The organism is Nitritalea halalkaliphila LW7 (assembly GCF_000265075.1).
In the GTDB taxonomy this organism is placed as follows: Bacteria; Bacteroidota; Bacteroidia; order Cytophagales; family Cyclobacteriaceae; genus Nitritalea; species Nitritalea halalkaliphila.
Genome location: NZ_AJYA01000113.1, coordinates 1 through 1031 on the forward strand (window position 1 = coordinate 1; position 1031 = coordinate 1031).

The 1031-nt window shown below is 47.5% G+C and carries 1 protein-coding gene; it reads left to right on the plus strand.

Features of this window, described 5'->3' with window-relative positions; all coding sequences use genetic code 11:
* Positions 1 to 961: IS66 family transposase (gene tnpC / locus A3SI_RS16660; protein ID WP_009057832.1), on the plus strand; the 961-nt coding region annotated here is incomplete at its 5' end.
* Positions 962 to 1031 lie beyond the last annotated feature (70 nt).

The following is a 1031-nucleotide window of genomic DNA, read 5'->3' on the forward strand; positions in this document are numbered from 1 at the left end:
GGGCACGCTTCCAGATAGGGCGATTGAAAAAGGCATCCCAGCAGCTTCTACACTGGCACAAATGACTGTAGACAAGTATGTATATGGTTTACCCCTACACAGGCAGTTGGATAAATACAGTAAAATGGGAGTTAGAATCCCTGCCTCGACGGCATCTAACTGGCTTATGCAGGGGTGGAAAACGATAGAGCCACTCTGGAAGTTGCTGAAGGAGGTGGTACTTAGCCAAAAATACCTGCAAGTCGACGAAACCCCAATAAAAGTGCAGGACAGGGGGCATAAAAATAACATGCATAAAGGATACATGTGGTTATATCATGCCCCTGTAGATCGCTTGGTACTGTTTGACTACCGAAAAAATAGGGATCGGTCAGGTCCTAGTGAGCTATTAGCCAAATTCAAGGGAGTCATCCAGACAGATGGCTTTGGGGTATATCATTCCCTATTCGATCAGCATCCTAGCATTATGCTGTCTTTTTGCATGGCACATGCACGGCGCAAGTTCGTGGAAGCAGAAAAGTACGATCAAGAGGCTGCGCGGTATGTCGTAGGGCAGATGCGTGTGCTCTATGCTTTAGAAAGTAGTATGAGGGAAGCCGGTCTAAGCTCCGAAGCACGCGCCAAGCTGAGACAAGAGCAGGCGATTCCGATACTGGAAACTTTGGGCAACTGGTTAAATAAAAATCTGTACGCCTATCCCCCGAAAAGTCCGATGGGTGAGGCTATCGCGTATGCCCACTCTCGCTGGGCAGGTTTAAGCTTCTATACGCTGCATGGCGACATGGAAATCGATAATAATTTAGTCGAAAATGCTGTCAGGCCGCTTGCCGTTGGACGTAAGAACTACCTGTTTGCTGGCTCTCATGATGCTGCACATATGACTGCTGCCATGTACTCCTTTATGGCAAGTTGTAAGCGAAATGGTGTGGATGAAAGAGAGTGGCTAAGTGATATTTTTTGATCGCGTACAGGGAATCAAGCATAAGGACCTCTTCAAGCTACTGCCTTCTAACTGGGCCAAGTACAGAGGC